This window comes from Micromonospora sp. C28ISP2-4 (assembly GCF_030519385.1).
In the GTDB taxonomy this organism is placed as follows: domain Bacteria; phylum Actinomycetota; class Actinomycetes; order Mycobacteriales; family Micromonosporaceae; genus Micromonospora; species Micromonospora tulbaghiae.
Genome location: NZ_JAUMKG010000002.1, coordinates 145,433 through 171,785, shown reverse-complemented (window position 1 = coordinate 171,785; position 26,353 = coordinate 145,433). Strand labels below are relative to the sequence as shown.

Below are 26,353 nucleotides of genomic sequence, written 5' to 3'. Positions count from 1 at the left end.
CCGATCGGGGCGCCATCAGTCGAGGAAGGAGGCGCGGTAGGCGACGAACGCGTCGCGCTCCTCCCGCAGGAGCGGGGGCACGTCGGCCAGCACCGTGGCGAAGGCGTCCGCGAGGTCCGGCGCCTCCAGCGCCAGGCACTCCCGGCGGGTACGGTCGGCGAACTCGTCCGCCTCGGCCTGGATCTCGCCGAGGAACGCCTCGTCGCTCCAGCCCTCGGCGCGCATGAGCGCCTCGACCCGGGCCAGCGGGTCCCGCGCCCGCCACGCCGCCAGCTCGTCGTCGGTGCGGTACCGGGTCGGGTCGTCCGAGGTGCTGTGGCCGCCCATCCGGTACGTGGTGGCCTCGACGATCGCGGGACCGTTGCCGGATCGGGCGTGCCCGGTCACCGCTGACGTCACCGCGTACACCGCCAGCACGTCGTTGCCGTCGACCCACTCGCTGCGCAGGCCGAACCCGGCGCCGCGCCGGTGGATCGGCGTGCGCGTCTGCGACGCCGTCGGCGTCGAGATGGCCCACTGGTTGTTCTGGCAGAAGAACACCATCGGGGCGGCGTTGACGGCGGCGATGTTCATGGCCTCGCTCGCGTCGCCCTCGCTGGCGGCGCCGTCACCGAAGTACGTCACGACCACCGTGTCGCTGCCGTCGCGCTGCACGCCGAGGGCGTACCCGGTGGCGTGCAGCAGCTGGGCGGCCAGGACCAGCGTGTAGATGTGGAACGAGTACGGCTCCGGATCCCAGCCGCTGTGGGCGACGCCGCGCCACTGGCGGAGCAGGTCGGCCGGGCCGATGCCGCGCCACAGCGCCGCGGCGTGCTCCCGGTAGCTCGGGAAGACGTAGTCGTCGGCGCGTACCGCCGCCACGGAACCGACCTGGGCGGCCTCCTGGCCGCGGCACTGCAGCCACAGGCCCAGCTCGCCCTGTCGCTGCAACGCGAACGCCTCGTCGTCGAGGCGGCGCGCGAGCCGCATCCCCCGGTACAGGTCACGGGTGAGGCGGCCGAGGGCGTCGCGGTCGGCGTCGACATCGGGGTGCAGGCGCCCGTCCGGGGTGACGAGCTGGATCCAGCCCTCGGAGGTACGCGGAAGTCCGGTGGTGCCGGTGAAGGGGTTGGTGACCGGTGGGTCGGCGAGATCTACGGTAGTCATTCGTCACCTTCTGGGTGCGTCGGTCTCCGCGTCACCGGGGTCGCCGGCCGTCTCGCGGATCTCGGATACGGGACCGCCCGCCGGGGTGGACCCGGCGGGCGGTGGTGGGCATTGCCTCAGACCGTGTGGCGGTCGGCGAGTGTCAGCGCCTCGTCGAGGATCGCCAGGCCCGCCTTGGCCTCCGTCTCCGACACGGTGCACGGCGGCACCACGTGGATCCGGTTGAAGTTCGCGAACGCGACCAGGCCGCCGCGCTTGCACGCGGCCAGCACCTCGTTCATCTCCGGCGACGACGACCCGTACGGCGCCAGCGGCTCCTTCGTCTCGCGGTCGCGTACCAGTTCCAGTGCCCAGAACACCCCGAGCCCGCGTACGTCGCCGACGCTCGGATGCCGTTCGGCCAGCTCGCGCAGCCCCGGACCCAGCACGTCGGCGCCGATCGTGGCGGCGTTCTCGACGATCCGCTCGTCCCGCATCACGTTGATGGTCGCGACGGCGGCGGCGGTGGCCAGCGGGTGACCGGAGTAGGTCAGGCCGCCGGGGTAGGCACGGGTGGCGAACGTCTCGGCCACGTGCTCGGCGATCACCACACCGCCGAGCGGGACGTAACCGGAGTTCACGCCCTTGGCGAAGGTGATCAGGTCGGGCACCACGCCGTAGTGGTCCAGCGCGAACCAGGCGCCGGTACGCCCGAAGCCCGCCATCACCTCGTCGGCGATGTAGAGGATGCCGTGCCTGTCGCACAGCTCCCGTACGCCCGCCAGGAAGCCCGGCGGCGGCGGCATGATGCCTGCGGTGCCCGGCACCGTCTCCAGCACGATCGCGGCGATTGTCGACGGGCCCTCCATTTCCACGACGCGTTCGAGGTGGCGCAGCGCGAGCGCGCACTCCTCCTCCTCGGTCGTGGCGCCGAACTCCGACCGGTACAGGAACGGGCCGAAGAAGTGCACCACCCCGGCGGTGCCGTTGTCGCTGGGCCAGCGGCGCGGGTCGCCGGTGAGGTTCACCGCGGTCTGGGTGCCGCCGTGGTAGCTGCGGTACTGCGACAGCACCTTCGGCCGGCCGGTGTGCAGCCGGGCCATCCGGACGGCGTGCTCGATCGCGTCCGCGCCGCCGTTCGTGAAGAACACCTTGTCCAGTCCGGGCGGGGTCAGCTCGGTGATCAGCCGGGCCGCCTCGCCGCGAACGTCGTTGGCGTAGGACGGCGCGATCGTGCACAGGCGGGCCGCCTGCTCCTGGATCGCCGCGACCACCACCGGGTGCTGGTGGCCGATGTTGGTGTTGACGAGCTGCGACGAGAAGTCCAGGTAGCGGTTCCCGTCGCCGTCCCAGAAGTACGAGCCCTCGGCGCGCTCGACCACCATCGGGTCGAGCAGCGACTGGGCGGACCAGGAGTGGAAGACGTGGGCGCGGTCGAGTTCGTAGGTGCGCTGTGCGCTGCTGCTCATCGGCGTTCTCTCTCCGCTGCTCAGACGTTCTCGGGGAAGCCGAGGTTGATGCCGCCGTGGCTGGGGTCGAGCCACCGGGAGGTGACGACCTTGCCGCGGGTGAAGAAGTGCACGCCCTCGGCGCCGTGGGCGTGCGAGTCGCCGAAGAGGCTGTCCTTCCAGCCGCCGAAGGAGTAGTAGGCCATCGGCACCGGGATCGGCACGTTGACGCCGACCATGCCCACCTCGACCTCGTTCTGGAAGCGCCGGGCCGCGCCGCCGTCGTTTGTGAAGATGGCCGTGCCGTTGCCGTACCGGTTGGCGTTGACCAGCGCGAGCGCCTCGTCGTAGCTGCCGACGCGGACGACTGACAGCACCGGCCCGAAGATCTCGTCGGTGTAGACGCTCATCTCCGGCGACACCCGGTCCAGCAGGCTCGGCCCGAGCCAGAACCCGGACTCGTCGCCGTCGACGCGTACCTCGCGGCCGTCCACCACCAGTTCGGCGCCGGCCTCGGCACCCGCGTCGAGGTACGACGCGACGCGGTCGCGGTGTTCCCGGGTGACCAGCGGGCCCATGTCGCAGGAGCGCCGCCCGTCACCGACCTTCAGCGTGGCGATGCGCTCGCGGATCCGGGCCACCAGGTCGTCGGCGACGGGCTCGACGACCACCAGGGCCGAGATCGCCATGCACCGCTCGCCGGCCGAGCCGAACCCGGCGTTGACCGCCGCGTCGGCGGCCAGGTCGAGGTCGGCGTCCGGCAGCACCACCATGTGGTTCTTCGCGCCGCCGAGGGCCTGGACGCGCTTGCCGTTGCGGGTGCCGGTCTCGTACACGTACCGGGCGATCGGCGTGGAGCCGACGAACGACACCGCCTTGACCTCGGGGTGCTCCAGCAGCCGGTCCACGGCGACCTTGTCGCCGTGGACGACGTTGAACACACCGGCGGGCAGGCCGGCCTGCTCCCAGAGCCGGGCGACGAGCAGCGACGCCGACGGGTCCTTCTCGCTGGGCTTGAGCACGACCGTGTTGCCGGCCGCGATGGCGATGGGCACGAACCACATCGGGACCATCACCGGGAAGTTGAACGGGGAGATGACGGCGCAGACGCCGACCGGCTGGCGGATCGAGTAGACGTCCACGTTCGTGGACACGCCCTCGGAGTAGCCGCCCTTGAGCAGGTGCGGGATCCCGCAGGCGAACTCCACGACCTCCAGGCCGCGGGTGACCTCGCCGAGGGCGTCGGAGACGACCTTGCCGTGCTCGGCCGTGATCAGCTCGGCCAGCTCCTGCTTGTGCTGGTTGACCAGCTCCCGGAACGCGAACAGCACCTGGGTGCGCTTGGTCAGCGACGAGGTCCGCCAGGAGGCGAACGCGGCGGCGGCCGAGGCGACGGCCTGGTCCACCTCGTCGACCGAGGCCAGCGGCACCTCCGTCCGGATCGCGCCCAGCGCCGGATCGTAAACTGGGGCCGTACGCTCGGTGACGCCGGCGAACGGCTTGCCGTCGATCCAGTGGGTCACCCGCTCCAGCGGGACGGGAGCGGGCACGGTGCCGGGTGCTGTCTGGGTCATGCCCGGGATCATCTGTGCTTCCCCAGGTCCGGGCAATGGGCACTGTGTCGTTCCCGTCCGCGGGAAGCGCACATACTGTGCGCCGGAGGAGAGGGGGAGGCGCTCCGATGCCGATGACGGTCCGCGACGTGCTCGAACTACCGGCGTTGCAGCAGGCCGGGCCGCGCGTCCTGGCGGGCCGGGACCGGCTGGACGCGCCGGTGCGCTGGGTGCACGTCGCCGAGATCCCCGAGATCGCCGACCTGCTCCGCGGCGGCGAGCTGGTCCTGACCACCGGCATCGGCCTGCCCCCCGACGACGACGGGCTGCGCCGGTGGATCGACGGCCTGGCGGCCGTCGGGGTGGCCGGGGTGGTGGTCGAGCTGGGCCGCCGGTTCGGCGGCACCCTGCCGGCCGGGCTGGTCGAGCACGCCCGCAGCCGGAACCTGCCCCTCATCGCACTCCGGCGCGAGATGCGGTTCGTCGCGGTCACCGAGGTGGTCCACTCGGTGATCGTCGAGGAGCAGACGGCCGACCTGCTCGCGAAGGACGAGATCCACCGCATCTTCACCGAGCTGTCGGTGGAGGGCGCCGAGCCCCGGCAGGTGCTCCGCGAGGTCACCCGCCTGTCCCGGCGTCCCGCCGTGCTGGAGAACCTCGCCCACCAGGTGCTGGCGTACGAGACCGGCCCGCTGACCGCCGAGGAGCTGCTCGACCGCTGGGAGACCCGCTCCCGCGCGGTCGAGGTCCCGTCCGGCACCGGCTACGAGCCCCGCTCGGGCTGGCTGGTGACGAGCGTCGAGGCGCGCGGAAACCGGTGGGGGCGGCTGGTGCTGCTGTGCGACCAGGAGCCGCCGGCCCGCACGCGTGTGCTGCTGGAACGCGCCGCGTCCACCATCGCCCTGAACCAGCTCGTCGCCCGGGACTCGTCGTCGGTCGAGCGGCAGGCACGCAGCAGCCTGCTGCTGAGCATCGTCAACCACTCGGCGCCCACCCGGGACGTGGCGCTGCGGGCGCGCGGGCTCGGTGTCGTGCTGGAGCAGCGACTGCTGCTCGGCGTCGTGGTCCGGCGGCGCCGGCCGGTCCAGGCCGGTGGCGGCGAGGCGAACGCGCGCCGGCGGGAACTGCTCGACGCGGTCGAGACGGCGGTACGCGAGTGCGGGCTCGCCGCGCTCGTCGGCGACGTGGACGAGGCGGCCGGCGGTACCGGCGTCACCCTCCTCGTCGCGCTCGACGGCACCGGCTCCGACGAGGCCGCGCTGGGGAGCCTGTCCGCCGCGCTCACCCGGGCGGGCCACCGGGCCGGATCGGACGTCGTGGTCGCCGCCGGATCGGTGGTCCGGACGCTCGACCTGGCCCGGCGCTCACTGGTCGAGGCGGCGCAGGTCGCCGACGCGACCGTGCACACCGCCGAGCCGCGCCCGTTCTACCGGCTGCACGACGTCCGCCTCCGGGGACTGCTGTACCTGCTGCGCGACGACGTGCGCCTGCAGACGTTCGTCGAGCGCGAGCTGGGCCCGCTGCTCTCCTACGACCAGCGCCACGGCACCAACCACGTCGCGCTGCTGGAGACGTACCTCGTGGAGGGGCGCAACAAGCGGCGCGCGGCGGACGCGATGTCGCTGTCGCGATCAGCGCTCTACCAGCGGTTGGAGTTGATCGAGCGGGTGCTCGGCGTCGACCTGGATTCGAGCGAGCGGCGCCTGTCGCTGCACGTGGCACTCACCGCGCGGGACGTCATGCGCGCCGGCGGCCCGGAACCCACCGGCTGACGATCACCTGTGGGTGGCGCGGCCCGACCGGAGGCGCCGGACGCCGTCGCGGGCCGGCGCGCTGTGCACGCTGACGCTGACGACCGGTACGGCGTTCGCGACGCTCTTGCGGACCGTCTCCATCGGCGCCGTGGCGGGGGAGCACTCCACGATCATCACCGCGGACCGGTCGGGGCACTGCACGTACTGGACGTGTGACACGGCGACCCGGCGGGAGTGCAGCACGGACAGCACCTTGAGCAGCCCGGTCGTGGAGTGACCCACGCCGAGGTGGACCACCATCGTGCACGGCGTGCCGTGCTCACCGGCGGGCTCGTCGTGCGGGCGGCGGCCGGGGGCGGAGGGAAGATCGACTGTTGCGGGGGTGGATGCGGACACGCTCACGGGGGCCTCACAGGGACGAGCCGACAGGTTGGCTTGGCCGGCGACGCACGCGAGGCGTACGCCGCCTAGGTAATCAGCCGGGTCGCGATTCGATTGCCCACGGCGGGAGTGTGGCACGGGAGCCGCCTCGGCGGGAGGCTGTGCCGGGCAGCCGTCCGCCACGTGAGACAGGGCCCTGACCTGCGGATCGACGGTGATGGGTCGCTCCGGTGGGGGAGGCCGCCCGGTTACCGGCCGGTACGCGAGCCCTTAAGGATCGTTCAGGATCTCGCTCTACACTCGGACTCGGGACGACGACTTGAGAAGGAGCTCCGCGCATGGACGCTGACGAGATCGCCGCCGGTCGGGCCCGCTGGCAGGCCCGCTACGACGCCGCCCGCAAGCGCGACGCGGACTTCACCACGCTGTCCGGACTGCCGGTCGAGCCGGTGTACGGCCCGCCGGAGGACACCGCGTACCCCGGGTTCGAGCGGATCGGCTGGCCGGGCGAGTTCCCGTACACCCGGGGCCTGTACCCGACCGGCTACCGCGGGCGGACCTGGACCATCCGGCAGTTCGCCGGCTTCGGCAACGCCCGGCAGACGAACGAGCGCTACAAGATGATCCTCGGCGCGGGCGGCGGTGGTCTCTCCGTCGCCTTCGACATGCCGACGCTGATGGGCCGCGACTCGGACGACCCGCAGTCGCTCGGCGAGGTCGGCCACTGTGGCGTCGCGATCGACTCGGCGGCCGACATGGAGGTGCTGTTCGACGGCATCGACCTGGCCGGCGTGACCACCTCGATGACCATCTCCGGCCCGGCCGTGCCGGTCTTCTGCATGTACCTGGTCGCCGCCGAACGGCAGGGCGCCGACCTGTCCACCCTGGACGGAACACTCCAGACGGACATCTTCAAGGAGTACATCGCGCAGAAGGAGTGGCTGTTCGACCCCGAGCCGCACCTGCGCCTCATCGGCGACCTGATGGAGTACTGCGCCCGGGAGATCCCCCGGTACAAGCCGCTGTCCGTCTCCGGCTACCACATCCGCGAGGCCGGCTCGACCGCCGCGCAGGAGCTGGCGTACACGCTGGCCGACGGGTTCGGGTACGTCGAGCTGGGCCTGTCGCGCGGGCTGGACGTGAACACGTTCGCCCCCGGCCTGAGCTTCTTCTTCGACTCGCATGTGGACTTCTTCGAGGAGATCGCCAAGTTCCGCGCCGCCCGCCGGATCTGGGCCCGCTGGCTGCGTGACGTGTACGGCGCGACCAGCGAGAAGGCGCAGTGGCTGCGGTTCCACACGCAGACCGCAGGGGTGTCGCTGACCGCCCAGCAGCCGGTCAACAACGTGGTGCGTACCGCAGTGGAGGCCCTGGCCGCGGTGCTCGGCGGCACCAACTCGCTGCACACGAACGCCCTCGACGAGACGCTCGCCCTGCCCACCGACGAGTCGGCCGAGATCGCCCTGCGTACCCAGCAGGTGCTGATGGAGGAGACCGGCGTGACGAACGTGGCCGACCCGCTCGGTGGCTCCTGGTACGTCGAGGCGCTCACCGACCGGATCGAGGCCGAGGCGGAGGAGATCTTCGCCCGGATCAAGCAGCTCGGCGGCGAGGGCCCGCACACCATCGGCCCGATGACCTCCGGCATCCTGCGCGGCATCGAGGACGGCTGGTTCACCGGGCACATCGCCGAGTCGGCCTTCGTCTACCAGCAGGCGCTGGAGAAGGGCGACAAGAAGATCGTCGGCGTCAACTGCCACACCGGCACTGTGGCCAAGGACCTGGAGATCCTGCGCATCTCGCACGAGGTGGAGCTGGAGCAGCGCCGGGTGCTGACCGAGCGCAAGTCGGCCCGCGACGACGCCGCCGTCACCGCCGCGGTGGCGCGGATGGTCGAGGTCTCCCGTACCGGCGAGAACATGATCCCCGCCATGCTCGACGCGGTCCGCGCCGAGGCCACCCTCGGCGAGATCTGCGACGCCCTCCGCGCCGAGTGGGGCGTCTACCGCGAGCCAGCCCGCTTCTGACCCCCTTTTGCAAGGAAGGGCCCCTTGTTAACAGCTGCTGTTAACAAGGGGCCCTTCCTCTACCGCAGGCGTTAAGAAGGGGCCCTTCCTTGCGGGCGGGCTGAGCTGGGGGAGAGTGGTGACTGTCGCCGTCGCGGCTGGTCGGAGATCCGTCGCGTACGTGCGAGACTAGACAACCATGAGCGACCCACGGATCACCTCGTCGATCTTCACCCGCGGCGCGGTCGACCTCAGCGCGCTGCGCACCCCCGCACCGGCCGACACCTCCTCCGCCACACCGTCCCAGGGCGCTGGGCCGACCGGGCTGCCGGGCAGCCCCGCAGGCTCCGCCGCCGTGATCGACGTGACCGAGGCGAACATCCAGTCCGAGGTGCTCGAACGCTCGCTCACCACACCGGTAGTGGTCTTCTTCGGTGCCGCCGGCTACCCGGAGAGCGACCAGTTCGCCCCGGTGCTGGAGCGGCTGGCCGCCGAGGGCGGCGGAGCGTGGCTGCTGGCCCGGGTCGACGTGCAGCAGCAGCCGCGGCTCGCGCAGATGTTCCAGCTCCAGACGCTGCCCACCACGTACGCCATCGTCGGCGGCCGCCCGATCGACGCCTTCCCCGGCCCGGTGCCGGAGTCGCAGTTGCGACAGTGGCTCCAGGCGGTCCTCAAGGCCGGTGGCGTCACGGTCGCCGAGCCGGAGGACCCGCGCCTCGACGCCGCCGACGACGCGCTGATGAGCGGTGACCTCGACGCGGCCGAGGCCGCGTACCGGAAGATCCTGGCCGAGTCGCCCGCGGACGCGGCGGCGGAGGCGGGCCTGGCGCAGGTCGGGCTGGCCCGCCGGGTGGCCGGCGCGGACCCGCAGGGCGCCCTCGACGCCGCGGCCGCCGCCCCCGACGACGTGGCCGCCCAGCTGCTGGCCGCCGACATCGAGGTGCTCAGCGGCCTCGCCGACCAGGCGTACAAGCGGCTCGTCGGCCTGGTCCGGCGCACCGCCGGGGACGACCGGGACCGGGTACGCCAGCACCTGCTCGGCCTGTTCACCATCGCCGGTCCGGACGACCCCGCCGTGGCCTCCGCCCGACGCGCCCTGGCCAGCGCGCTGTTCTGAGTCAACCCGCGCGGGCCGGCGCACCGCCGGCCCGCCCGACCACCGAGGACGGGAGCCCATGATGCGCCGGATCGCCGTCCTCGACGCGCCGACGAACCTCGGACTGCGCCCGCCCACCGCGAGCTCCGTCCCCGGGTGCGGCAAGGCGCCCGGCGCGCTGCGCGACCACGGCCTGCTCGCCCGGCTGCGGGCCCGCGACGCCGGCTGCCTCACCCCGCCCCGGTACGACCCGGGGGACTGGCGGCCCGGCGACGGCGTCTGCCACGCGCCGGAGATCTCCGCGTACTCGGTGGCGCTCGCCGACCGGATCGGCGCGATCATCGACCGGGGCGAGTTCCCGCTGGTGCTCGGCGGGGACTGCTCGGTGCTGCTCGGCTCGGCGCTGGCCATGCACCGCCTCGGCGAGGCGGTCGGCGGGCGGATCGGGCTGGTCTTCGTCGACGGCCACTCCGACTTCCGGCACCCCGGCAACGCCTCCTACGTGGGCGCCGCCGCCGGGGAGGACCTGGCGCTGGTCACCGGCCGGGGACAGCCCGACCTGGCCGCGATCGAGGGCCGCCGGCCGTACTTCCGGGACATCGACGTGGTGGTGCTCGGCATCCGCGCGCAGGACGAGTACCGGCTCGACCTCCAGGCCGCCGGCATCACCACCCGGCCGGTGCCGGCGCTGCGCGCCGAGGGCGCCGCCCGGACCGCCCAGTGGGCGCACGAGCAGCTCGTCGACTGCGCCGGCTACTGGGTGCACATCGACGTGGACGTGCTCGACCCGGCGGTGATGCCCGCCGTGGACGCGCCCGACCCGGGCGGTATCGCCTTCGCCGAGCTGGAGATCCTGCTCGCCGGGCTGGTCGACACCCCGCACTGCCTCGGCGTCGAGCTGACCGTCTTCGACCCCGACTACGACCCGGACGGGGCGTACGCGGCCGAGATCGTGAACACGGTGGTGGCCGGGCTCGCCCCGGTCGTCGCGCCGGGCGCCGTGCCACCCCGGCTGCTGCCGGCCGGGCCGGTCGCGCCGGCGCCCCGCACCGCCGACAGCCGGCCCGAGCCCGAGCCGCTGCCCGCCCCGGCAGCGGTACCGGCGCCGGCGGTCGCGGTGGAGCCGATCGGCCCCGCCCCGACCGTCGGCGACGACCTCGGCGAGGACCCGTTGGGGCCCGGCCTGCTGCGCCGCGCACCCGCCGGAGACGAGCCGGACCCGGCCCGCTCCGGCATCGACATCGCCTGACCGGTACGCCTCAGCGCGCCGCCCGGCCGGGCCGGGCTCGGCTCACAGCCGGGCGGTGCGGGACCCGCTCAGCTCGCGGCGAGGCCGCGCAGGAACTTCTCGGCGATCGGCGCCGCCACCTTCGAGCCCGCCCCGCCCTGCTCGACGAAGACGGCGAAGGCCACGTCGCCCTGCCAGCCGACGAACCAGGCGTGCGTGTGCGCCGGGTTGTTGTCGTACTCCGCGGTGCCGGTCTTGCCGTGCACCGGCTCGCCCGGCACGTCCGCCAGCGCGCTGCCGCTGCCCGAGGTGACCACCCCGCGCATCATCGACTTCAGCGCCGCCACCGACTCCGGCTTGAGCGCCTCGCCGGCCGGCGCGGGCTTGGCCGGCGCCGGGTCGAGCAGCAACTTGGGCTGCTCGAACTTGCCCCGGGCCACCGCCGCCGTGGCGCTCGCCATCGCCACCGGGCTCACCAGCGTGGTGCCCTGGCCGATCGCGGCGGCGGCCTGCTCGGTGGCCGAGCCGTTGGCGGAGATCTTGCCGGTGAACGCGTCGGCGCCGAGATCCCACGCGGCCTCCAGGCCGAGCGTACGGCCGGCCTGCGCCAGCCCGTCCGGGCCGAGCTTCGGCGCCAGCGCGGTGAACGCGGTGTTGCACGACTTGGCGAAGTCGGTGGCGAACGGCACCGCGCCCAGCTCGAAGTTGTCCGAGTTCTTGAAGACCCGGCCCTCGACCGTCGACGTCTTCGGGCAGTCCACTGTCGTCTGCGGGGTCACCGCGCCCCGGTCGAGCAGGCCGAGCGCGCTGACCATCTTGAACGTCGAGCCGGGCGGCACCTGGGCGGTGAAGGCGAGGTTGTCGCCCGCCGCGCCCGGGCCGTTCGCGGCGGCCAGCACCGCACCGTCGCTGATCCGCACGGCGACCAGGGCAGAGCGGCGGGTCTGCCCGCGCAACGCGGCGTCGGCCGCGTTCTGGGTGGCCGCGTCGATGGTGGTCTTCACCGGCTGCCCGGGCTTCGGGTCGCTGCGGAACAGCTCGGTGCCGGTCGGCTCCACCTTGCCGTCCGGCGTGGTCCGCTCGGTGATCACGGTGACGCCGGGGACGCCGCGCAGCCGTTCGTCGTACCGGCCCTGGAGGCCGCCGTGGCCGACCAGGTCGCCGCGCGCGTACCGGTCGGGGTGGGCCTGGAGGTCGTCGGCGGTGGCCTGGTCGACCGAGCCGAGCAGCGCCCGGGCGAACTCGCGGGTCGGCGCCAGCATGAGCTGCTCGGAGGCGAACCGGGTGCCGGGCAGGTCGTAGATGCGCGGCTTGATCTGCCGGTACGCCTCGTCGCGCAGCGTCACCACCTCGACCAGCCCGTCGGGCTTCGCCTCCTTGAGCCGCTTCGGCAGGTCGCCCAGGTCGACCGGCGGGGTGAGCGCGGGCCGGATCGCCTTGAACGCGGCGTCCAGCTTCCGGACCATGCCGGGGACGTCGTCGACCTCGCCGGGGACGAGCTGCACCCGGACCACCGGGCGCGGCGCGACGATCGGCTGACCGGCCGCGTCCAGCACACCGGCGCGCTCCGCCGGCTCCCGCCGCAGCGCGATCTTGTCACCGCTCTCCAGCTTCTCGTGCACCACCGACGGCTCCCAGATCACCTGCCACTTGTCGTCGCCGCCGCGCTTGAGGCGTACCGGATTCTCGTAGGCCCAGGTGCCGCCGCCGGGCAGCGCCCAGCTCACCTTGACCCGGGCGGTGGCGACGTCCCCCTTGGTGGTGATGTCGCCGGTGCGTGCCAGCTCCGGCGGGTCGGCCGCGAGCGCGCCCGTGAGCGCCTGGATCTGCTTGGTCACCTCGGCGGCGGGCAGCCGCGCGCCGGTCGGCTCGACGAAGCCGACCGCCTGCAGGTCGCCGGAGCGCCAGCCGCCGAGGAACGCCTCGACGGCCGTCTCCGGGCCGTCGTCCCCGGAGCATCCGGTCAGCGCGCCGGCTGTGACCAGCACGGCGGCCAGCGTCGCGAGGACGCGGTGACGGGTGTGGCGGTGGGGGCGGACGGGGTACGACACGGGCATGAAGCGGTCCCTCCGGTGCTCAACTGCCCTGCACGCTAGTACGGCCCGGCGCTCGCCACCGCCCCGCCACGGCCTCCGGCAGCGCGAGAAGCAGCGTGTGGCAGTGTGATGAACATCGCCAGTCGGGGTACTCCGCGAGCGGCCGACCACAGACCCGCAACGGGTGAAAGGACAGAGTCCCGATCCGGACGTCCGGCCAGTGGTCCGCCGCGGGAGGTACCACGCGGTAGGGCCTAGGCTGGGCGGCAGAGTGACCCACAACGCGGTGGGTCGAGGGGAGTGGCACCGATGGACCGGCGTCCGGCGATCAAACCGGGACCCGACCTCCGGCAGGCTGACACCGGCCGGGACGACGACAGCTTCGATTCGGCGACCGACGGAGACGGTTTCAGCCGTCTCGACACAGGGGTGACCGGGATGACCGGTTCCAGCATCGACACCCTCTACGACCTGGGCCTGCCTGCGCAGGCGCTGGCCGACGAGTCGGAGGACGCCGAGCTGGACGAGCCCGTTCCCAACGCGGAGCGGCTGGTCGCCCAGGCGGTCGCGCTGGCCGGCGACGACCACGACGCGGCCACACTGGTGGACCGCTTCTGGCGGTTCGCGCCGGACGAGGAGCTGATCGGCTTCACCGCCGAGGAGATGCTGGAGGCGGCCCGGGCCCACCGGGACCTGGCCCAGCAGCGGGTGCCGGGCGAGCTGAAGCTCCGCATCCACGAGCCGGACGCCGAGCAGCACCACACAGTGGTCGAGATCGTCACCGACGACATGCCGTTCCTGGTCGACTCGGTGACCGCGCTGCTGAACTCCCGCCACCTGGACGTGCACCTGCTGGTGCACCCGCTGGTCGTGGTGCGGCGCGAGCCGCTGGGCCGGCTCACCGAGGTCTCGGCGGACGTGGAACCGGACGACGCCATCGCCGGTGACCTGGTCGAGAGCTGGATGCGGATCGAGATCGACCCGGTCCGCGACCCGGCCGAGCGGGAGACGCTGCGCCGCGAGTTGCAGCGGGTGCTCACCGACGTGCGCGAGGCGGTCGAGGACTGGCCGAAGATGCGGCAGCGGGCCCTCGCGCTCGCCGACGAGCTGGCCGCCGCCCGGACGTCGGACAACCGCCCGCCGGTGCCGGAGAAGGACATCACCGACTCGGTGGAGCTGCTGCGCTGGCTGGCGCACGACCACTTCACGTTCCTCGGCTACCGCGAGTATCGCCTCGTCCACACCGACGGCGCGCGCGGCGGGCAGGCCCTGGAGGCGGTGCTCGGCACCGGGCTGGGCATCCTGCGCTCCGACTCGCCGGAGGCCCGGTCGCTGAACTCGATGACGCCCGAGGCGCACGAGAAGGTGCTGGAGAAGCGCCTGCTCATCATCACCAAGGCCAACTCGCGTGCCACCGTGCACCGCTCGGCGTACCTCGACTACATCGGCTTCAAGATCTTCAACGAGGCCGGCGAGGTGGTCGGGGAGCGGCGCTTCCTGGGCCTGTTCTCCACCGCCGCTTACCGGACCAGCGTGCAGGAGCTGCCCGTGGTCCGGCGCAAGGTCGCCGAGGTGCTGGACCGCTCGGGCCTGAGCCTGCGCAGCCACTCCGGCAAGGACCTGTTGCAGATCCTGGAGACCTACCCGCGCGACGAGCTGTTCCAGATCAAGACCGACGACCTCTACCACGCGGTGATCGGCGTGCTGCGGATGGCCGGCCGCCGGCAGCTGCGGGTGTTCCTGCGCCGCGACGCGTACGGGCGGTTCATCTCCTGCCTGATCTACCTGCCGCGCGACCGGTTCACCACGCAGAACCGCCTGCGCATGCAGGACATCCTGCTGCGCGAGCTGAACGGCGTCGGCGTCGACTACACCACGCGGGTGACCGAGTCGATGCTGGCCCGGGTGCACTTCATCGTGCGTACCGACCCGAACAACCCGCCCGGCGACATCGACGCCGACCTGCTCGCCGAGGAACTGGCCGACGCGACCCGGCTCTGGGACGACGACTACCGGCTGGTGCTGGAACGCAAGCTCGGCGACGAGCAGGCCAAGCACCTGTTCGCCCGGTACGCCGACGCGTTCCCGGAGGGCTACAAGGACGGGCACACGCCGTACGAGGCGATGAAGGACCTGGCGAAGCTGGAGCTGCTGGAGGAGCCCGGCCAGCTGGAGATGCACCTGTTCCGCAAGCAGGCGCCGCCGCGTCCGTACGCCGCCCGCGCCGCCGACGCCGACGACGCGATGGACGTGCGGTTCAAGGTCTACCGGTACGGCGAGCCGATGATGCTCTCCGCCGTGCTGCCGGTGCTGCACTCGCTCGGCGTGAAGGTGGTCGACGAGCACCCGTACGAGGTGGAGCGCGTCGACGGCCGGATCTGGCTCTACGACTTCGGTCTGGAGCTGCCCGAGCGGCACCAGGACCTGGCCGAGGTGCGCCCGCACGTGGAGAACGCCTTCGCCGCCGCCTGGCGGGGCGAGGCCGAGGTGGACGGCTTCAACGAGCTGGTGCTCCGGGCCGGGCTCACCTGGCGGCAGGTCGTCGTGCTGCGCGCGTACGCGAAGTACCTGCGGCAGGCCGGCACCGTGTTCTCCCAGGAGTACATGGAGCAGACGTTCATCGCGTACCCGCAGATCGCCGAACTGCTGGTGAAGCTGTTCGAGACCCGGTTCGCCCCGGGCGCGACCACGCTCGACGAGCGGCGGCAGCGCAGCGGCGAGCTGGTCGACGCGATCGGCGAGGCGCTGGACGAGGTGGCCAGCCTCGACCAGGACCGCATCCTGCGGGCCTACCTCACGTTGATCCAGGCCACGTTGCGCACCAGCTTCTACCAGAAGCCGGTGGGTGGGCGGCCCAAGGCGTACGTGGCGTTCAAGCTGGACCCGCAGGCCATTCCGGACCTGCCGGCGCCGCGACCCAAGTTCGAGATCTTCGTCTACTCGCCCCGGTTCGAGGGCGTGCACCTGCGGTACGGGCCGGTGGCTCGCGGCGGCCTGCGCTGGTCCGACCGGCGCGAGGACTTCCGCACCGAGGTGCTCGGCCTGGTCAAGGCGCAGATGGTGAAGAACGCGGTGATCGTGCCGGTCGGCGCCAAGGGCGGCTTCGTGCTCAAGCAGAAGCCGGGCGACCGGGACGAGGCGGTGATCTGCTACAAGGAGTTCATCTCCGCGCTGCTCGACGTCACCGACAACATCGTCAGCGGCGAGATCGTGCCGCCCGACGACGTGGTCCGGCACGACGGCGACGACCCGTACATGGTGGTGGCCGCCGACAAGGGCACCGCGACGTTCTCCGACATCGCCAACGAGATCTCCGAGGCGCACAGCTTCTGGCTCGGCGACGCGTTCGCCTCCGGTGGCTCGGCCGGCTACGACCACAAGAAGATGGGCATCACCGCCCGGGGCGCCTGGGAGTCGGTGAAGCGGCACTTCCGGGAGCTGGGGCACGACACCCAGACGCAGGACTTCACAGTGGTCGGCGTCGGCGACATGTCCGGCGACGTGTTCGGCAACGGGATGCTGCTGTCGCGGCACATCCGGCTGGTGGCCGCGTTCGACCACAGGCACATCTTCCTGGACCCGGACCCGGACTCGGCCCGGTCGTGGGAGGAACGCAAGCGGCTGTTCGACATGCCGCGTTCGTCGTGGGAGGACTACGACCGGGAGCTGATCTCCGAAGGCGGCGGCGTCTACCCGCGTACGGCGAAGTCGGTGCCGGTCTCGCCGCAGGTCCGCGCGGTGCTCGGCCTCGACGAGGACGTCACGCAGCTCAGCCCGCAGGAGCTGATGAAGGCGATCCTCACCGCGCCGGTCGACCTGTTCTGGAACGGCGGCATCGGCACCTACGTCAAGGCGTCCAGCCAGACCAACGCCGAGGTGGGGGACAAGTCCAACGACGCCATCCGGGTGGACGGCAAGGGCCTGCGCTGCCGGGTGGTCGGCGAGGGCGGCAACCTGGGCTTCACCCAGCAGGGCCGGATCGAGTACGCCTCGACCGGCGGCCGCATCTACACCGACTTCATCGACAACGCGGCCGGTGTGGACTGCTCCGACCACGAGGTCAACATCAAGATCCTGCTCAACACGGCCGTGGCCGACGGTGAGCTGGACCGGCCGGAGCGCGACGAGCTGCTGGCGCAGATGACCGACGAGGTCGCCGATCTGGTGCTGCGGGACAACTACGACCAGGCGCGGGCGCTCAACAACGCCCAGGCCCAGGCCGCCTCGTTGCTTCCGGTGCACCGGCGGATGATCAACGAGCTGGAGCGGTCCGGCGCGTTGAACCGGTCGCTGGAGGCGTTGCCGTCGGACGAGGAGCTGGCGGTCCGCACCGAGAGCGGCCTGACCGCGCCGGAGTTCGCGGTGCTGCTCGCGTACGTCAAGATCGTGCTGGAGCGCGAGATCGTCGGCGAGGGCCTGGCGGACGAGGAGTGGACGACCGACGTCCTGGTCAACTACTTCCCGACGCCGCTGCGGCAGCGCTTCGCCGACCGGATGGGCCGGCACCGGCTGCGCCGGGACATCGTCACCACGGTCCTGGTCAACGAGTTGATCAACCGGGGCGGCATCTCGTTCGTCTTCCGGGTGGTCGAGGAGACCGCGGCGTCCGCGGCGGACGTGCTCCGGGCGTACGTGGTGGTCCGCGACGTGTTCGGCCTGCGCGACCTGTGGGACGCGGTCGAGGCGTTGGACAACAAGGTCTCGCCCGAGTTGCAGACCGCCGTCTACCTGGACACCCGGCGGCTGCTCGACCGCGCGGTGCGCTGGCTGGTCACCAACCGCCGGTCGCCGATCGACGTGCCGGCGGAGATCGGCCGGCTGCGCGACGGTGTGGCCCGGCTCCTGCCGGACCTGGAGCACCGGTTCTGGGGCACCGAGCGCGAGGCCATCGCGGCGCACATCGAGTCGCTGGTCGGCCGCGGGCTGCCGCGTGACCTGGCCGAGCAGGCCACCCGCCTGATGTACAGCTTCGGCCTGCTCGACATCGTCGAGACGGCGCAGGCGACCGGGCGGGACGTGAGCGAGGTGGCCTCGGTCTACTTCGTGCTCTCCGACCGGTTCCGGGTGGACGCGCTGCTGTCGAAGATCTCCCTGTTGCCACGCGAGGACCGGTGGCAGACGCTGGCCCGGATGGCGCTGCGCTACGACCTGTACGCCGCGCTCGCCGCGCTCACCGCGGAGGTGCTCGGGTCCACGCCGGAGGACGTGCCGCCTGTGGAACGGGTGCAGGAGTGGGAACAGGCGAACGCCACCTCGATCCACCGGGCGCACCGGGCGATGGGGGAGTTCGACGAGTCCCGCGCCGACCTGTCCGCGCTGTCGGTGCTGCTGCGCCAGATCCGTACCCTGGTCCGGACCTCGGCGGCGGCCTGACCGCTCTGACGCGCGTGGCCCGGTGGTCGGTTCCCCGACCACCGGGCCACCGCCGTTCCCACCCTCAGCCGGTCATCTGGGCGTAGACCACGATGTTGTTCAGGTAGCTCCCGGCCGTCCGGTCGAACACCCCGCCGCAGGTCACCACGCGCAGGGCGGGGACGTCCGACGGACCGTAGACCTGCGCGGCGGGAAAGGCGGTCTTCGGGTACGACCCCACCTCCCGCACCGTGAACGTGGCGGCCGAGCCGTCCTGCCGGGCGACCACGATCGTGTCGCCGGGCACCAGCGCGCCGAGGTTGAAGAACACCGCCGGGCCGAGCTGGGCGGAGTCGACGTGACCCACGACCACCGCGTTGCCGGCCTCGCCCGGGCTCGCGCCGGGGGAGTACCAGCCAGCCTTCATGGCCTGGTCCAGCGGGGGCACCTGGACCGTGCCGTCGGGGTTCGTGCCGAGCGACATGATCTGCGCCTGCACCCCGATGCGGGGGATCGAGATGGTCACCGGCGCCGATCGGGGCAGCGGAGCCGGGGCAGGGCCCGTCGCTGTCGGGGCGGCTGGGGTGGAGCCGGGGCCGCCCGTCGGTGGGCCCGGTGTCGCCGGGCCGTTGGTGCCCGCCGTCGGTAGGCCGGTGCTGCCGGGTACGGGCCGGCCGGCGGCGTCCTCTGCCGGCTGCCCTTCGGCGTCCGGGTCGGCGTAGGCGCCGGCGGGATCGCTCTGCGGGTCGGTGGCGACCGGGGCCGCCTGCCCGAGCGGCTGCGGCGGGGACGGCGGCGGGACGGTCCGCACGGACGCGCCGATCAGACCGGCCCCGGCCATGGCGAGCAGGACGACGACGGCCGCGCCGGCGGCACGCCACGGACTTCCGTGACGGCCGCCGACTCGGGTCGTCGTCCGGTCAGACCAGGCCACCGGCCCGCCGCCGGCGCAGCAGCACCAGGCCGCCCAGCGCCGCGGCGCCGATCATGCCCGCGCCACCGGTGGCCAGATCGCGGTCCACGCCGGTGGTCGTCATGCCACCGTCGCCGCCGTCGACCCCACCGCGCGGCAGGACCACCAGCTCGCCCTCACCGCAGCTGCCCCGCAGCTCGTAGCGGCCCGGCCGGGCGTCGTGCGAGACGGTGGCCTCGCCGTAGTAGACGAAGTCCTTCCCGTGCTCCCAGCCGTCCTTGCCGTGGTCGCGCTCGGCGTCCTTGCCGTAGCCGTCCTTGTCGTCCTGCCAGGCGCCTCCGCTCGCCTGCCAGTCGTCCTTGCCGTCCTGCCAGGACCCGTGCTCGTCCTTGGCGTCCTTGCCGTGCTCGTCCTTGGCGTCCTTGCCGTGGTCGCCCTTGGCGTCCCTGCCGTGCTCGTCCTTGCCGTACCGGTCCTTGCCGTCGGGACCGTGCGCGTCCTTGGTCCAGTCGGGCTCGCCCCGCTTCTCCTTCTCCCAGCCCGGCTCGGCGTCCTGGCCGTACTCGTCGTGTCCCTGCCAGCCCCCGGGCTCGACGGCCGCGCCTGCGCCCGCGCCGCCCGGCTGCGGCTGTCCTTCCGGCTGGCCGCCCGGCTGGGGCTGGTTCGCCGGAGGCTGCGGCGTCCCGTTCCCGCCCGGCCCGTTCCCACCCGGCCCGTTCCCGCCCGGCCCGTTCCCGCCCGGGCCCTTGTCGCCGGGGCCCTTGTCGCCGGGGCCCTTGTCGCCGGGGCCGTTGCCGCCGGGGCCCTTGTCGTCCCAGCCCGACTCGCCGCGGCCGTCCGGGCCCTTGCCGTGGTCGTCCTTGCCGTGGTCGTCCTTACCGTCCGGGCCCTTGTCGTCCCAGCCCCAGTCCTTGTCGCCGCCCCAGTCGCCGCCGCGGTCGGCCCGGTCGCCGTGCTCGCCGTCCCGGGCCGGGTGCAGGTCGACCTTGCCGGTCACCTTCGACCAGACGGTGGCGTGCTTCTGCGGCTCGGAGCAGATCGCGAGCAGTTCGACGGTGTCCCCCGCCTTCACCACGTGCGGCTTGGCGATGACCTTGCCCTCGTCGTGCCCGCCCGCGTAGGCCATTCCCGGGGTGAACGCGAGAAGGCCCGCTCCGCCGAGAGCGGCGCCCGCGACCACCTTCCCGAGCATCTTCTTAGCCATGACCAGCGTCTCCATCCCTGTTCGTCCTGAGCCCGACGTCAGTCGAGCTAAGGCCGACGTTAGACCTTTTCGTGTCTTATTCGGGGAAAGATTCGCTTTTAGGGATTTGCCAATGTTGAGGCGGTCCCGCGTAGTACCCGACGTCTCGCGCCGAACCGGCGCGCTTCGGCGGCACCGTGACACCGGTCCCGCTCGTGCGGCACTGGCGGATCTGGTCCCTTCCATCCCCTTCCGCGCCGGCCGCGGGCGGTTCCGCCCGTCGGTGGAACGTGGTGGGTGTCGCCGGGCCGGTTTGCCACCCGTGGCGTTCCACTCGGGCGGGCGTCGGCGTGGAGCGGCGGTAGGGTGGGCGGCGAGCGCATCGAGGCATTGCCATGGAAGCGCTCCCATGCAAGAATCGCTGCACGCGGTTCGGGGAGCCACACCGCGAGCTCAGACGTCGAGGGCAGCCGGCACGCCGGCCGACGTCCGGCTCCATCGGCCGGTCCTGCGGACCGGTCGGCACCACCACCCCCAAGCGCCCGTCCGGGTCGGGCGTCCCCCGAAGAACCCCCTGGCGCGCACGGCCGTTCACGCAGGGACGACCGCCGCCGCCATTTGCGCCGGGCCGTACGCGGATCCGGTCTCGCCCAAGGAGATCAGTGGCATGAATCTGTGGAGAAGGCTGTCCGGCCGGAACCGGACGCTTGCGCTCACCGGCGCCGGCGTCCTGGTAGCCGGTGGACTGGTGACCCTCCCGGTCACCGCGGCGCAGGCCGCCACCCAGTGCAGCGTGACCTACACGACCAGCGACTGGCCCGGTGGATTCACCGGCAGCGTGACCATCAAGAACATCGGTGACGCGCTCAGCTCGTGGAACCTCGGCTTCACCTTCCCGAACAGCTCCCAGCGGGTGGTGAACGGCTGGTCCGCGCGGTGGTCCCAGAGCGGCCAGAACGTCACCGCGCAGAACGAGTCGTACAACGGGTCGCTGGCCAGCGGCGCCAGCACCACCATCGGCTTCAACGGCTCCTGGAGCGGCAGCAACCCGAAGCCGACCCAGTTCACGCTCAACGGCACGGTCTGCAACGGCGGCACGCCGTCCACCAGCACCCCGCCGACCAGCACCCCGCCCACGAGCACGCCGCCCACGTCGGCCCCGCCGACCACGCCGCCGCCGACGACCCCGCCCCCCACCACGCCGCCGCCGGGGCAGCGGGTCGACAACCCGTACGCCGGGGTGAAGGGGTACGTGAACCCCGAGTGGAAGGCCAAGGCCGAGTCGGTCTCCGGTGGCAACCGGGTGTCGAACAACCCGACCGCGGTCTGGCTCGACCGGATCGCCGCCATCAACGGCACGCCGGACAGCAGCTCCAACGGCGCGATGGGCGTCCGTGACCACCTGGACGCCGCGCTCGCCCAGGGCGCCGGCTACATCCAGTTCGTCATCTACAACCTGCCCGGCCGGGACTGCTCCGCGCTCGCCTCCAACGGTGAGCTGGGCCCGGACGAGCTGCCCCGCTACAAGGCCGAGTACATCGACCCGATCGCCGCGATCCAGGGCGACTCGAAGTACCGGAACCTGCGCATCGTCAACATCATCGAGATCGACTCGCTGCCCAACCTGGTGACGAACACCTCGGGCAACGCGGGCGGCACTGTCATGTGTGACACGGTGAAGGCCAACGGCGCGTACGTGAACGGTGTCGGCTACGCCCTGGCGAAGCTGGGCGCGATCGGCAACGTCTACAACTACATCGACGCCGCCCACCACGGCTGGATCGGCTGGGACAGCAACTTCGGCCCGGTCGCCGACCAGCTCAAGGCCGCCGCCGTGGCGTCCGGCAGCACCGTCGCCAACGTGCAGGGCTTCATCGTCAACACGGCGAACTACTCCGCCCTGAAGGAGCCGTACGTCAAGGTCACCGACTCGGTGAACGGCCAGACCGTCCGGCAGTCCAAGTGGATCGACTGGAACCAGTACGTCGACGAGCTGTCGTTCGCCCAGGCGTTCCGGCAGAAGCTGGTCTCGGTCGGCTTCGACAGCAACATCGGCATGCTGATCGACACCTCCCGCAACGGTTGGGGCGGCTCCGCCCGGCCGACCGGCCCCGGCCCGTCGACCAGCGTGGACGCGTACGTCGACGGTGGCCGGGTCGACCGGCGCTTCCACACCGGCAACTGGTGCAACCAGGCCGGCGCGGGTCTCGGCGAGCGGCCGCGGGCCAACCCGGAGACCGGGATCGACGCCTACGTCTGGGTGAAGCCCCCGGGTGAGTCGGACGGCTCCAGCAAGGAGATCCCGAACAACGAGGGCAAGGGATTCGACCGGATGTGCGACCCGACGTACACCGGTAACGCCCGCAACGGCAACAACATGTCCGGTGCCCTGCCGGACGCGCCGATCTCCGGTGCGTGGTTCCCGGCCCAGTTCCAGCAGCTCATGCAGAACGCGTACCCGCCGCTCTCCTGAGCCGCCGTGAGGACCACCCGCGGCGGCGGGAGTGAGGCACCGCCGCGCGGGTTCCCCGGGCCCCTGGTCGACGCCCACGTCGGCCAGGGGCCCTCGGCCGTTCCGCTGTCAGGGCACGGTGCGCTCGATCGCCGCCCGGCCCAGCTCGGCCAGGTCGCGGCGGGCCCGTTCCAGGTTCTCCGGCGTCACGTCCTGACCCCGGGCCTGCACCAGGTCCTCCGGATCCCAGGGCTGTTCGGCGCCGGTCCGGATGTCGTCCGGGGCGGCGCCGGTGCCGGTGCCGGTCGCGCCGGTCCCGGCCGCGTACGGGTCACCGATGAGGTTCGGCGACCCGGTGTCGGGCACCGCGCCGTCGGGCTCGGTGAACGTCGGGTTGTCCGGGTCGGTGCCGCCGTTGCGCAACTGGGGCACCGTGCTGTCGTCGTCCACCGCCGCGGCCACCTCGGGGGTCTCCTCCAGCGGCCGCTCGCCACCGCGGTCACGATCGGTCATGCTGCTGCCCTCCTGTCCCTTCGCGTGATCCCCGTGGCGTACCCGGTGCGGGGCGCGCCATGCGGAGCGGAGGGAATCAGGACTCGTCGCGCTGCGGCTTTGGCGCCTCGGTCGGGCTCAACCGCTGCCACAGCAGCATCAGCAGGCCGAACACCAGCATCGCCGCGCCGGCCCACAGGTTGATCCGGACGCCCTGCGCCTTGTCGATCTCGGCGGACGTGTCGAACAGTCCCATCAATCCGACGATCAGCCCGTACACCACGAACAGGCCGCCGATGACCCGGCGGATGTCGAACAGCCGGGCCGCGGCGGAGCGTTCCTCCCGAGCGTCCTCGGTCTCGTCGACCAGCGGGTCGTGCGCCTCGCCGCCCTGGTAGTGGCGGTCCGCGTTGTCTGCCATGGCGTGCGTCCCCTCCTTCTAGAAGACCGGGATGTAGAACAGGGCGGCGAGGATCACGGCGACGACGCCGAGCAGCACCGGGGAGCGGTACCAGGCGGTGTCGCCGGCCAGCGAGTCGTCGGCGAGAGTGGTGTCGCTGAGGCCGTACACCAGCCCGGTCAGCTCCTGGTCGGTCTTCGGCCGGGTCAGCGGCGTGATGATCGCGGCCACCACGGCGACGGTGGCGAAGGCCAGGCCCGCGCCCCAGAAGCTCTCCTCCAGGTCCGAGTTGAAGCTGATCACGCCGCCCTTGTAGAGCAGGTACGTGGCGGTCGCGACGACGGTGCCGGACAGCAACGACCAGAACCCGGCCAGCGGCGTCATCCGCCGCCAGAACATGCCGATGATGAACGTGCCGAACAGCGGCGCGTTGAAGACCGAGAACAGCGCCTGGATGTAGTTCATGATGTTGCTGAACCCGGCGGCGATGAACGCGGTGCCGATGCCGATCACCACAGCGGCGACGGTGGCGAGCCGGCCCACCTTGACGTAGTACTCGTCCGGCTTGTCCCGCCGGAAGTACGCCTGCCAGATGTCGTACGTGAAGACGGTGTTGAACCCGCTGACGTTCGCCGCCATGCCGGCCATGAACGAGGCCACCAGGCCGGTGACCGCGATACCGAGGACGCCGTTCGGCAGCAGGTCGCGCATGAGCAGCGGGATCGCGTTGTTGTAGACCAGGTCGCCCTCGTCGGCGCCCAGCCCCTTCACGGTGACCAGGGCGATCAGGCCGGGGATCACGGTGACCGCCGGGATGAGCAGCTTCGGGTACGCGGCGATGATCGGCGTACGCCGGGCGGCGCTCATGTTCCGCGCGGACAGGGCGCGCTGCACCTCGGCGAAGTTGGTGGTCCAGTAGCCGAAGGACAGCACGAAGCCGAGGCCGAACACGATGCCGAGCCAGTGCGCGCCGAGCGGGTTGGCGGTGCTGCCGGTGCCCTCCCAGGCGTGCAGTCCGGCCTCGCCGAGCTTGGAGTCGCGGACCGCGTCCATCAGGCCGCTCACGCCGCCGACCTTGACCAGCCCGATCACCGTGATCGGCACCAGGCCGGCGATGATCACGAAGAACTGGAGCACCTCGTTGTAGATCGCGCCGGAGAGCCCGCCGATGGTGATGTACGCCAGCACGATCACCGCGCCGACGATGATCGCGAACCAGAGCGGCCAGCCGAGCAGCGCCTGCATGATCAGGGCCAGCGCGTACAGGTTCACGCCCGCGATGAGCACCTGCGCGACAGCGAAGCTGATCGCGTTGAGCAGGTGGGTGGGGCGGTTGAAGCGCAGCCGCAGGTATTCGGGGACGCTGCGGACCTTGGAGCCGTAGTAGAACGGCATCATCACGATGCCGAGGAAGACCATCGCCGGCACGGCGCCGATCCAGTAGTAGTGCACGGTCATGATGCCGTACTGGGCGCCGTTGGCGGCCATGCCGATGATCTCCAGCGCGCCCAGGTTCGCCGAGACGAACGCCAGGCCGGTGACCCAGGCGGGCAGCGAGCGGCCGGAGAGGAAGAAGTCCACGCTGGTACGGATCGCGCGCCGGGCGGCGAAGCCGACGCCGAGCACAGTGACGAAATAGAGCGCCAGGATCAGATAGTCCAGGGCGTTCATGTCCAACCGCAGGCCGCCGCCGCCCATGCCCGTGCTCCCCTCGTGTGCACCGCTGCCCGCACGTACCCCGATTGCGAGGTTTCATACCTGCTGTTCGGTCCGGGCGCGGAGAAGCCCCGGCCGGGTCACCGGCCGGGGCTTCGTGGCGAGGTCTCAGCGGCCGAGGACGCGGTCCAGGAAGTCGCGGTAGCCGCGCACGGCCACCCGGAGCTGCTCGGTGTCGCTGGAGCCGGACTCCTGCCAGGCGCCGAGCCGGGTGCGCTGCTCGCGCAGGGCGGTGGAGAGCGCCTCGATGGCCTCCTCGACCAGCGACTCCGCCTCGCCGACGGCCGCACGCGGGTCGTCCACGAAGCGCAGCTGCACGTCGCGCCAGCGGTCCCGGAAGCCCTGGGCGGCCTCCGGCGCGAACAGCGTCGCCGCGTCGGCCGGCACCGCGCCGGGCGTGGCCCGCTCCGCGCCGGCCAGGCCCGTGCCGGCGGCTGCCGCGCCCGCCGCCGCGGCGGCGGTGCCCGGGTCCACCCCGTGCCGCCGGTCGCCGTCGTCGGTGGGGACGGGCTCGGCGTCCGGGTCGACCAGGCCCGGCTCGGCGCTGCCGTACCCGGCCGCGCCGTCGGCCGCCGCGTCGTCCCCGACGACGCCGTCGATGCGGTCGTCCCGGGCCGCGTCGTCCGTGCGGTCGTCCCGGGCCGCGTCGTCCGTGTGGTCGTCCCGGCCGTCGCCGTCGGCGTCCCGGCCGCCGGTGCCGGAGTGCTCGGCGTCCCAGCGGTCCCGGTCGTGCAGGCGGTCCCCGGCGGTGGGGTCGGCCCGCTCGTCGTCCAGCGGCTCGGTGCGTCCCGGCGCGCCGTCGCCCGGCGCCGCGGTGTCCTCGCCGCGGGCGTCGCGCTCGTCCTGCGGACGGCCGCTCGCCAGGGCCGAGGCGGCGACCGCGTCGCCCACCGTGGCCGCCCCGAACGCCGTCGGCAGCGGCGCCGGCTCGTGGAACGGGGGCCGCCCGTCGTCGTCGGTCCGGTCGGCCGCGTCGCGCAGCTCGCCGGCGTCGTAGGCGCGGGTCTCGTCGACCTCGGCGTCACGCCGCCCGTCGGCGACCGCCGGGTCGTCGAAGGTGCCGCGGTCGTCCAGCGCGTCCTCGGGCACGTCGGCCCGCTCGGCGTCGCGCCGGTCGGCGTGGGCGTGCTCGCCCGGCTGCGGCACCGGCACCGGTGCGGACCGGACGGCCTCGGGGTGGTCCTGCGTGACCTGCTGTTCCTCCTGGCGCATGGCGGC

General features: G+C 72.5%; 17 protein-coding genes. 6 read left to right on the top strand and 11 right to left on the bottom strand.

Annotated features, from left to right (window positions below):
- Positions 1 to 15: 15 nt before the first annotated feature.
- From Q3W68_RS09545 to Q3W68_RS09535, 3 genes are all read right to left on the bottom strand, one after another.
- On the bottom strand, positions 16 to 1,146 hold the full coding sequence (locus Q3W68_RS09545) for a thiamine pyrophosphate-dependent dehydrogenase E1 component subunit alpha (protein WP_302905120.1): 1,131 nt from the start codon (positions 1,144 to 1,146) through the stop codon (positions 16 to 18).
- Between the two features lie 116 nt (positions 1,147 to 1,262).
- Positions 1,263 to 2,594, bottom strand: a complete 1,332-nt coding sequence (locus Q3W68_RS09540; RefSeq protein WP_302905119.1) for an aspartate aminotransferase family protein — start codon at positions 2,592 to 2,594, stop codon at positions 1,263 to 1,265.
- A 20-nt stretch (positions 2,595 to 2,614) separates the two neighbouring features.
- A complete protein-coding gene (locus Q3W68_RS09535; RefSeq protein WP_302905668.1) occupies positions 2,615 to 4,105 on the bottom strand; it encodes a CoA-acylating methylmalonate-semialdehyde dehydrogenase in 1,491 nt (496 codons plus the stop codon).
- 149 nt (positions 4,106 to 4,254) lie between these two features.
- Here Q3W68_RS09535 and Q3W68_RS09530 point away from each other — a divergent pair, with 149 nt between their 5' ends.
- Positions 4,255 to 5,898, top strand: coding sequence for a PucR family transcriptional regulator ligand-binding domain-containing protein (locus Q3W68_RS09530; RefSeq protein ID WP_302905118.1), 1,644 nt, complete (start codon positions 4,255 to 4,257; stop codon positions 5,896 to 5,898).
- A 3-nt stretch (positions 5,899 to 5,901) separates the two neighbouring features.
- Here the strand turns inward: Q3W68_RS09530 and Q3W68_RS09525 are convergent, their stop codons facing one another.
- Positions 5,902 to 6,282 (bottom strand): hypothetical protein, encoded by a 381-nt coding sequence (locus tag Q3W68_RS09525; protein WP_302905117.1) that lies wholly within the window; start codon positions 6,280 to 6,282, stop codon positions 5,902 to 5,904.
- A gap of 317 nt (positions 6,283 to 6,599) precedes the next feature.
- Here Q3W68_RS09525 and Q3W68_RS09520 point away from each other — a divergent pair, with 317 nt between their 5' ends.
- The 3 genes from Q3W68_RS09520 to Q3W68_RS09510 all read left to right on the top strand — a co-directional run bounded on the left by Q3W68_RS09520 (position 6,600) and on the right by Q3W68_RS09510 (position 10,612).
- Positions 6,600 to 8,288: a methylmalonyl-CoA mutase gene (locus Q3W68_RS09520; RefSeq protein WP_302905116.1), complete on the top strand. Its 1,689-nt coding sequence runs from the start codon at positions 6,600 to 6,602 to the stop codon at positions 8,286 to 8,288.
- A 178-nt stretch (positions 8,289 to 8,466) separates the two neighbouring features.
- Complete coding sequence (locus tag Q3W68_RS09515; RefSeq protein WP_302905115.1) at positions 8,467 to 9,384, top strand: tetratricopeptide repeat protein; 918 nt, start codon at positions 8,467 to 8,469, stop codon at positions 9,382 to 9,384.
- 58 nt (positions 9,385 to 9,442) lie between these two features.
- Complete coding sequence (locus Q3W68_RS09510; RefSeq protein ID WP_302905114.1) at positions 9,443 to 10,612, top strand: arginase family protein; 1,170 nt, start codon at positions 9,443 to 9,445, stop codon at positions 10,610 to 10,612.
- A 68-nt stretch (positions 10,613 to 10,680) separates the two neighbouring features.
- Here Q3W68_RS09510 and Q3W68_RS09505 read toward each other — a convergent pair whose 3' ends face one another.
- Complete coding sequence (locus tag Q3W68_RS09505; protein ID WP_302905113.1) at positions 10,681 to 12,648, bottom strand: penicillin-binding transpeptidase domain-containing protein; 1,968 nt, start codon at positions 12,646 to 12,648, stop codon at positions 10,681 to 10,683.
- 288 nt (positions 12,649 to 12,936) lie between these two features.
- Between Q3W68_RS09505 and Q3W68_RS09500 the strand changes: the two genes are divergently transcribed.
- The gene (locus tag Q3W68_RS09500) at positions 12,937 to 18,000 is read left to right on the top strand and encodes an NAD-glutamate dehydrogenase (RefSeq protein ID WP_302905112.1); all 5,064 of its coding nucleotides are present in this window, start codon (positions 12,937 to 12,939) and stop codon (positions 17,998 to 18,000) included.
- A gap of 64 nt (positions 18,001 to 18,064) precedes the next feature.
- Here Q3W68_RS09500 and Q3W68_RS09495 read toward each other — a convergent pair whose 3' ends face one another.
- Together Q3W68_RS09495 and Q3W68_RS09490 are read right to left on the bottom strand one after the other, a co-directional pair.
- Entirely contained in the window at positions 18,065 to 18,820 is a 756-nt protein-coding gene (locus Q3W68_RS09495) for a class F sortase (protein WP_302905111.1), read from the bottom strand.
- A gap of 79 nt (positions 18,821 to 18,899) precedes the next feature.
- Positions 18,900 to 20,111 carry a hypothetical protein gene (locus tag Q3W68_RS09490; protein ID WP_302905110.1) on the bottom strand — a complete coding sequence of 404 codons (1,212 nt, stop codon included), beginning with the start codon at positions 20,109 to 20,111 and terminating at the stop codon, positions 18,900 to 18,902.
- A 631-nt stretch (positions 20,112 to 20,742) separates the two neighbouring features.
- Here Q3W68_RS09490 and Q3W68_RS09485 point away from each other — a divergent pair.
- Positions 20,743 to 22,548 carry a glycoside hydrolase family 6 protein gene (locus Q3W68_RS09485; protein WP_302905109.1) on the top strand — a complete coding sequence of 602 codons (1,806 nt, stop codon included), beginning with the start codon at positions 20,743 to 20,745 and terminating at the stop codon, positions 22,546 to 22,548.
- Between the two features lie 108 nt (positions 22,549 to 22,656).
- On the opposite strand, the gene Q3W68_RS09480 is transcribed toward Q3W68_RS09485, so the two are convergent.
- The 4 genes from Q3W68_RS09480 to Q3W68_RS09465 all read right to left on the bottom strand — a co-directional run bounded on the left by Q3W68_RS09480 (position 22,657) and on the right by Q3W68_RS09465 (position 26,347).
- Positions 22,657 to 23,040: a hypothetical protein gene (locus Q3W68_RS09480; RefSeq protein WP_302905108.1), complete on the bottom strand. Its 384-nt coding sequence runs from the start codon at positions 23,038 to 23,040 to the stop codon at positions 22,657 to 22,659.
- A 76-nt stretch (positions 23,041 to 23,116) separates the two neighbouring features.
- Positions 23,117 to 23,440, bottom strand: coding sequence for a hypothetical protein (locus tag Q3W68_RS09475; protein WP_302905107.1), 324 nt, complete (start codon positions 23,438 to 23,440; stop codon positions 23,117 to 23,119).
- An 18-nt stretch (positions 23,441 to 23,458) separates the two neighbouring features.
- Positions 23,459 to 25,117 carry a sodium:solute symporter family protein gene (locus Q3W68_RS09470; RefSeq protein WP_302905106.1) on the bottom strand — a complete coding sequence of 553 codons (1,659 nt, stop codon included), beginning with the start codon at positions 25,115 to 25,117 and terminating at the stop codon, positions 23,459 to 23,461.
- A 126-nt stretch (positions 25,118 to 25,243) separates the two neighbouring features.
- The gene (locus tag Q3W68_RS09465) at positions 25,244 to 26,347 is read right to left on the bottom strand and encodes a hypothetical protein (protein ID WP_302905105.1); all 1,104 of its coding nucleotides are present in this window, start codon (positions 26,345 to 26,347) and stop codon (positions 25,244 to 25,246) included.
- Positions 26,348 to 26,353: the final 6 nt, after the last annotated feature.

Coding starts and splice junctions, on each gene's coding strand:
- Q3W68_RS09465 (WP_302905105.1), bottom strand. CDS start 26,347: ATGCGCCAGGAGGAACAGCAGGTCACGCAGGACCACCCCGAGGCCGTC.
- Q3W68_RS09520 (WP_302905116.1), top strand. CDS start 6,600: ATGGACGCTGACGAGATCGCCGCCGGTCGGGCCCGCTGGCAGGCCCGC.
- Q3W68_RS09515 (WP_302905115.1), top strand. CDS start 8,467: ATGAGCGACCCACGGATCACCTCGTCGATCTTCACCCGCGGCGCGGTC.
- Q3W68_RS09545 (WP_302905120.1), bottom strand. CDS start 1,146: ATGACTACCGTAGATCTCGCCGACCCACCGGTCACCAACCCCTTCACC.
- Q3W68_RS09540 (WP_302905119.1), bottom strand. CDS start 2,594: ATGAGCAGCAGCGCACAGCGCACCTACGAACTCGACCGCGCCCACGTC.
- Q3W68_RS09485 (WP_302905109.1), top strand. CDS start 20,743: ATGAATCTGTGGAGAAGGCTGTCCGGCCGGAACCGGACGCTTGCGCTC.
- Q3W68_RS09510 (WP_302905114.1), top strand. CDS start 9,443: ATGATGCGCCGGATCGCCGTCCTCGACGCGCCGACGAACCTCGGACTG.
- Q3W68_RS09505 (WP_302905113.1), bottom strand. CDS start 12,648: ATGCCCGTGTCGTACCCCGTCCGCCCCCACCGCCACACCCGTCACCGC.
- Q3W68_RS09495 (WP_302905111.1), bottom strand. CDS start 18,820: ATGGCCGGGGCCGGTCTGATCGGCGCGTCCGTGCGGACCGTCCCGCCG.
- Q3W68_RS09490 (WP_302905110.1), bottom strand. CDS start 20,111: ATGGAGACGCTGGTCATGGCTAAGAAGATGCTCGGGAAGGTGGTCGCG.
- Q3W68_RS09480 (WP_302905108.1), bottom strand. CDS start 23,040: ATGACCGATCGTGACCGCGGTGGCGAGCGGCCGCTGGAGGAGACCCCC.
- Q3W68_RS09475 (WP_302905107.1), bottom strand. CDS start 23,440: ATGGCAGACAACGCGGACCGCCACTACCAGGGCGGCGAGGCGCACGAC.
- Q3W68_RS09530 (WP_302905118.1), top strand. CDS start 4,255: ATGCCGATGACGGTCCGCGACGTGCTCGAACTACCGGCGTTGCAGCAG.
- Q3W68_RS09500 (WP_302905112.1), top strand. CDS start 12,937: ATGGACCGGCGTCCGGCGATCAAACCGGGACCCGACCTCCGGCAGGCT.
- Q3W68_RS09470 (WP_302905106.1), bottom strand. CDS start 25,117: ATGGGCGGCGGCGGCCTGCGGTTGGACATGAACGCCCTGGACTATCTG.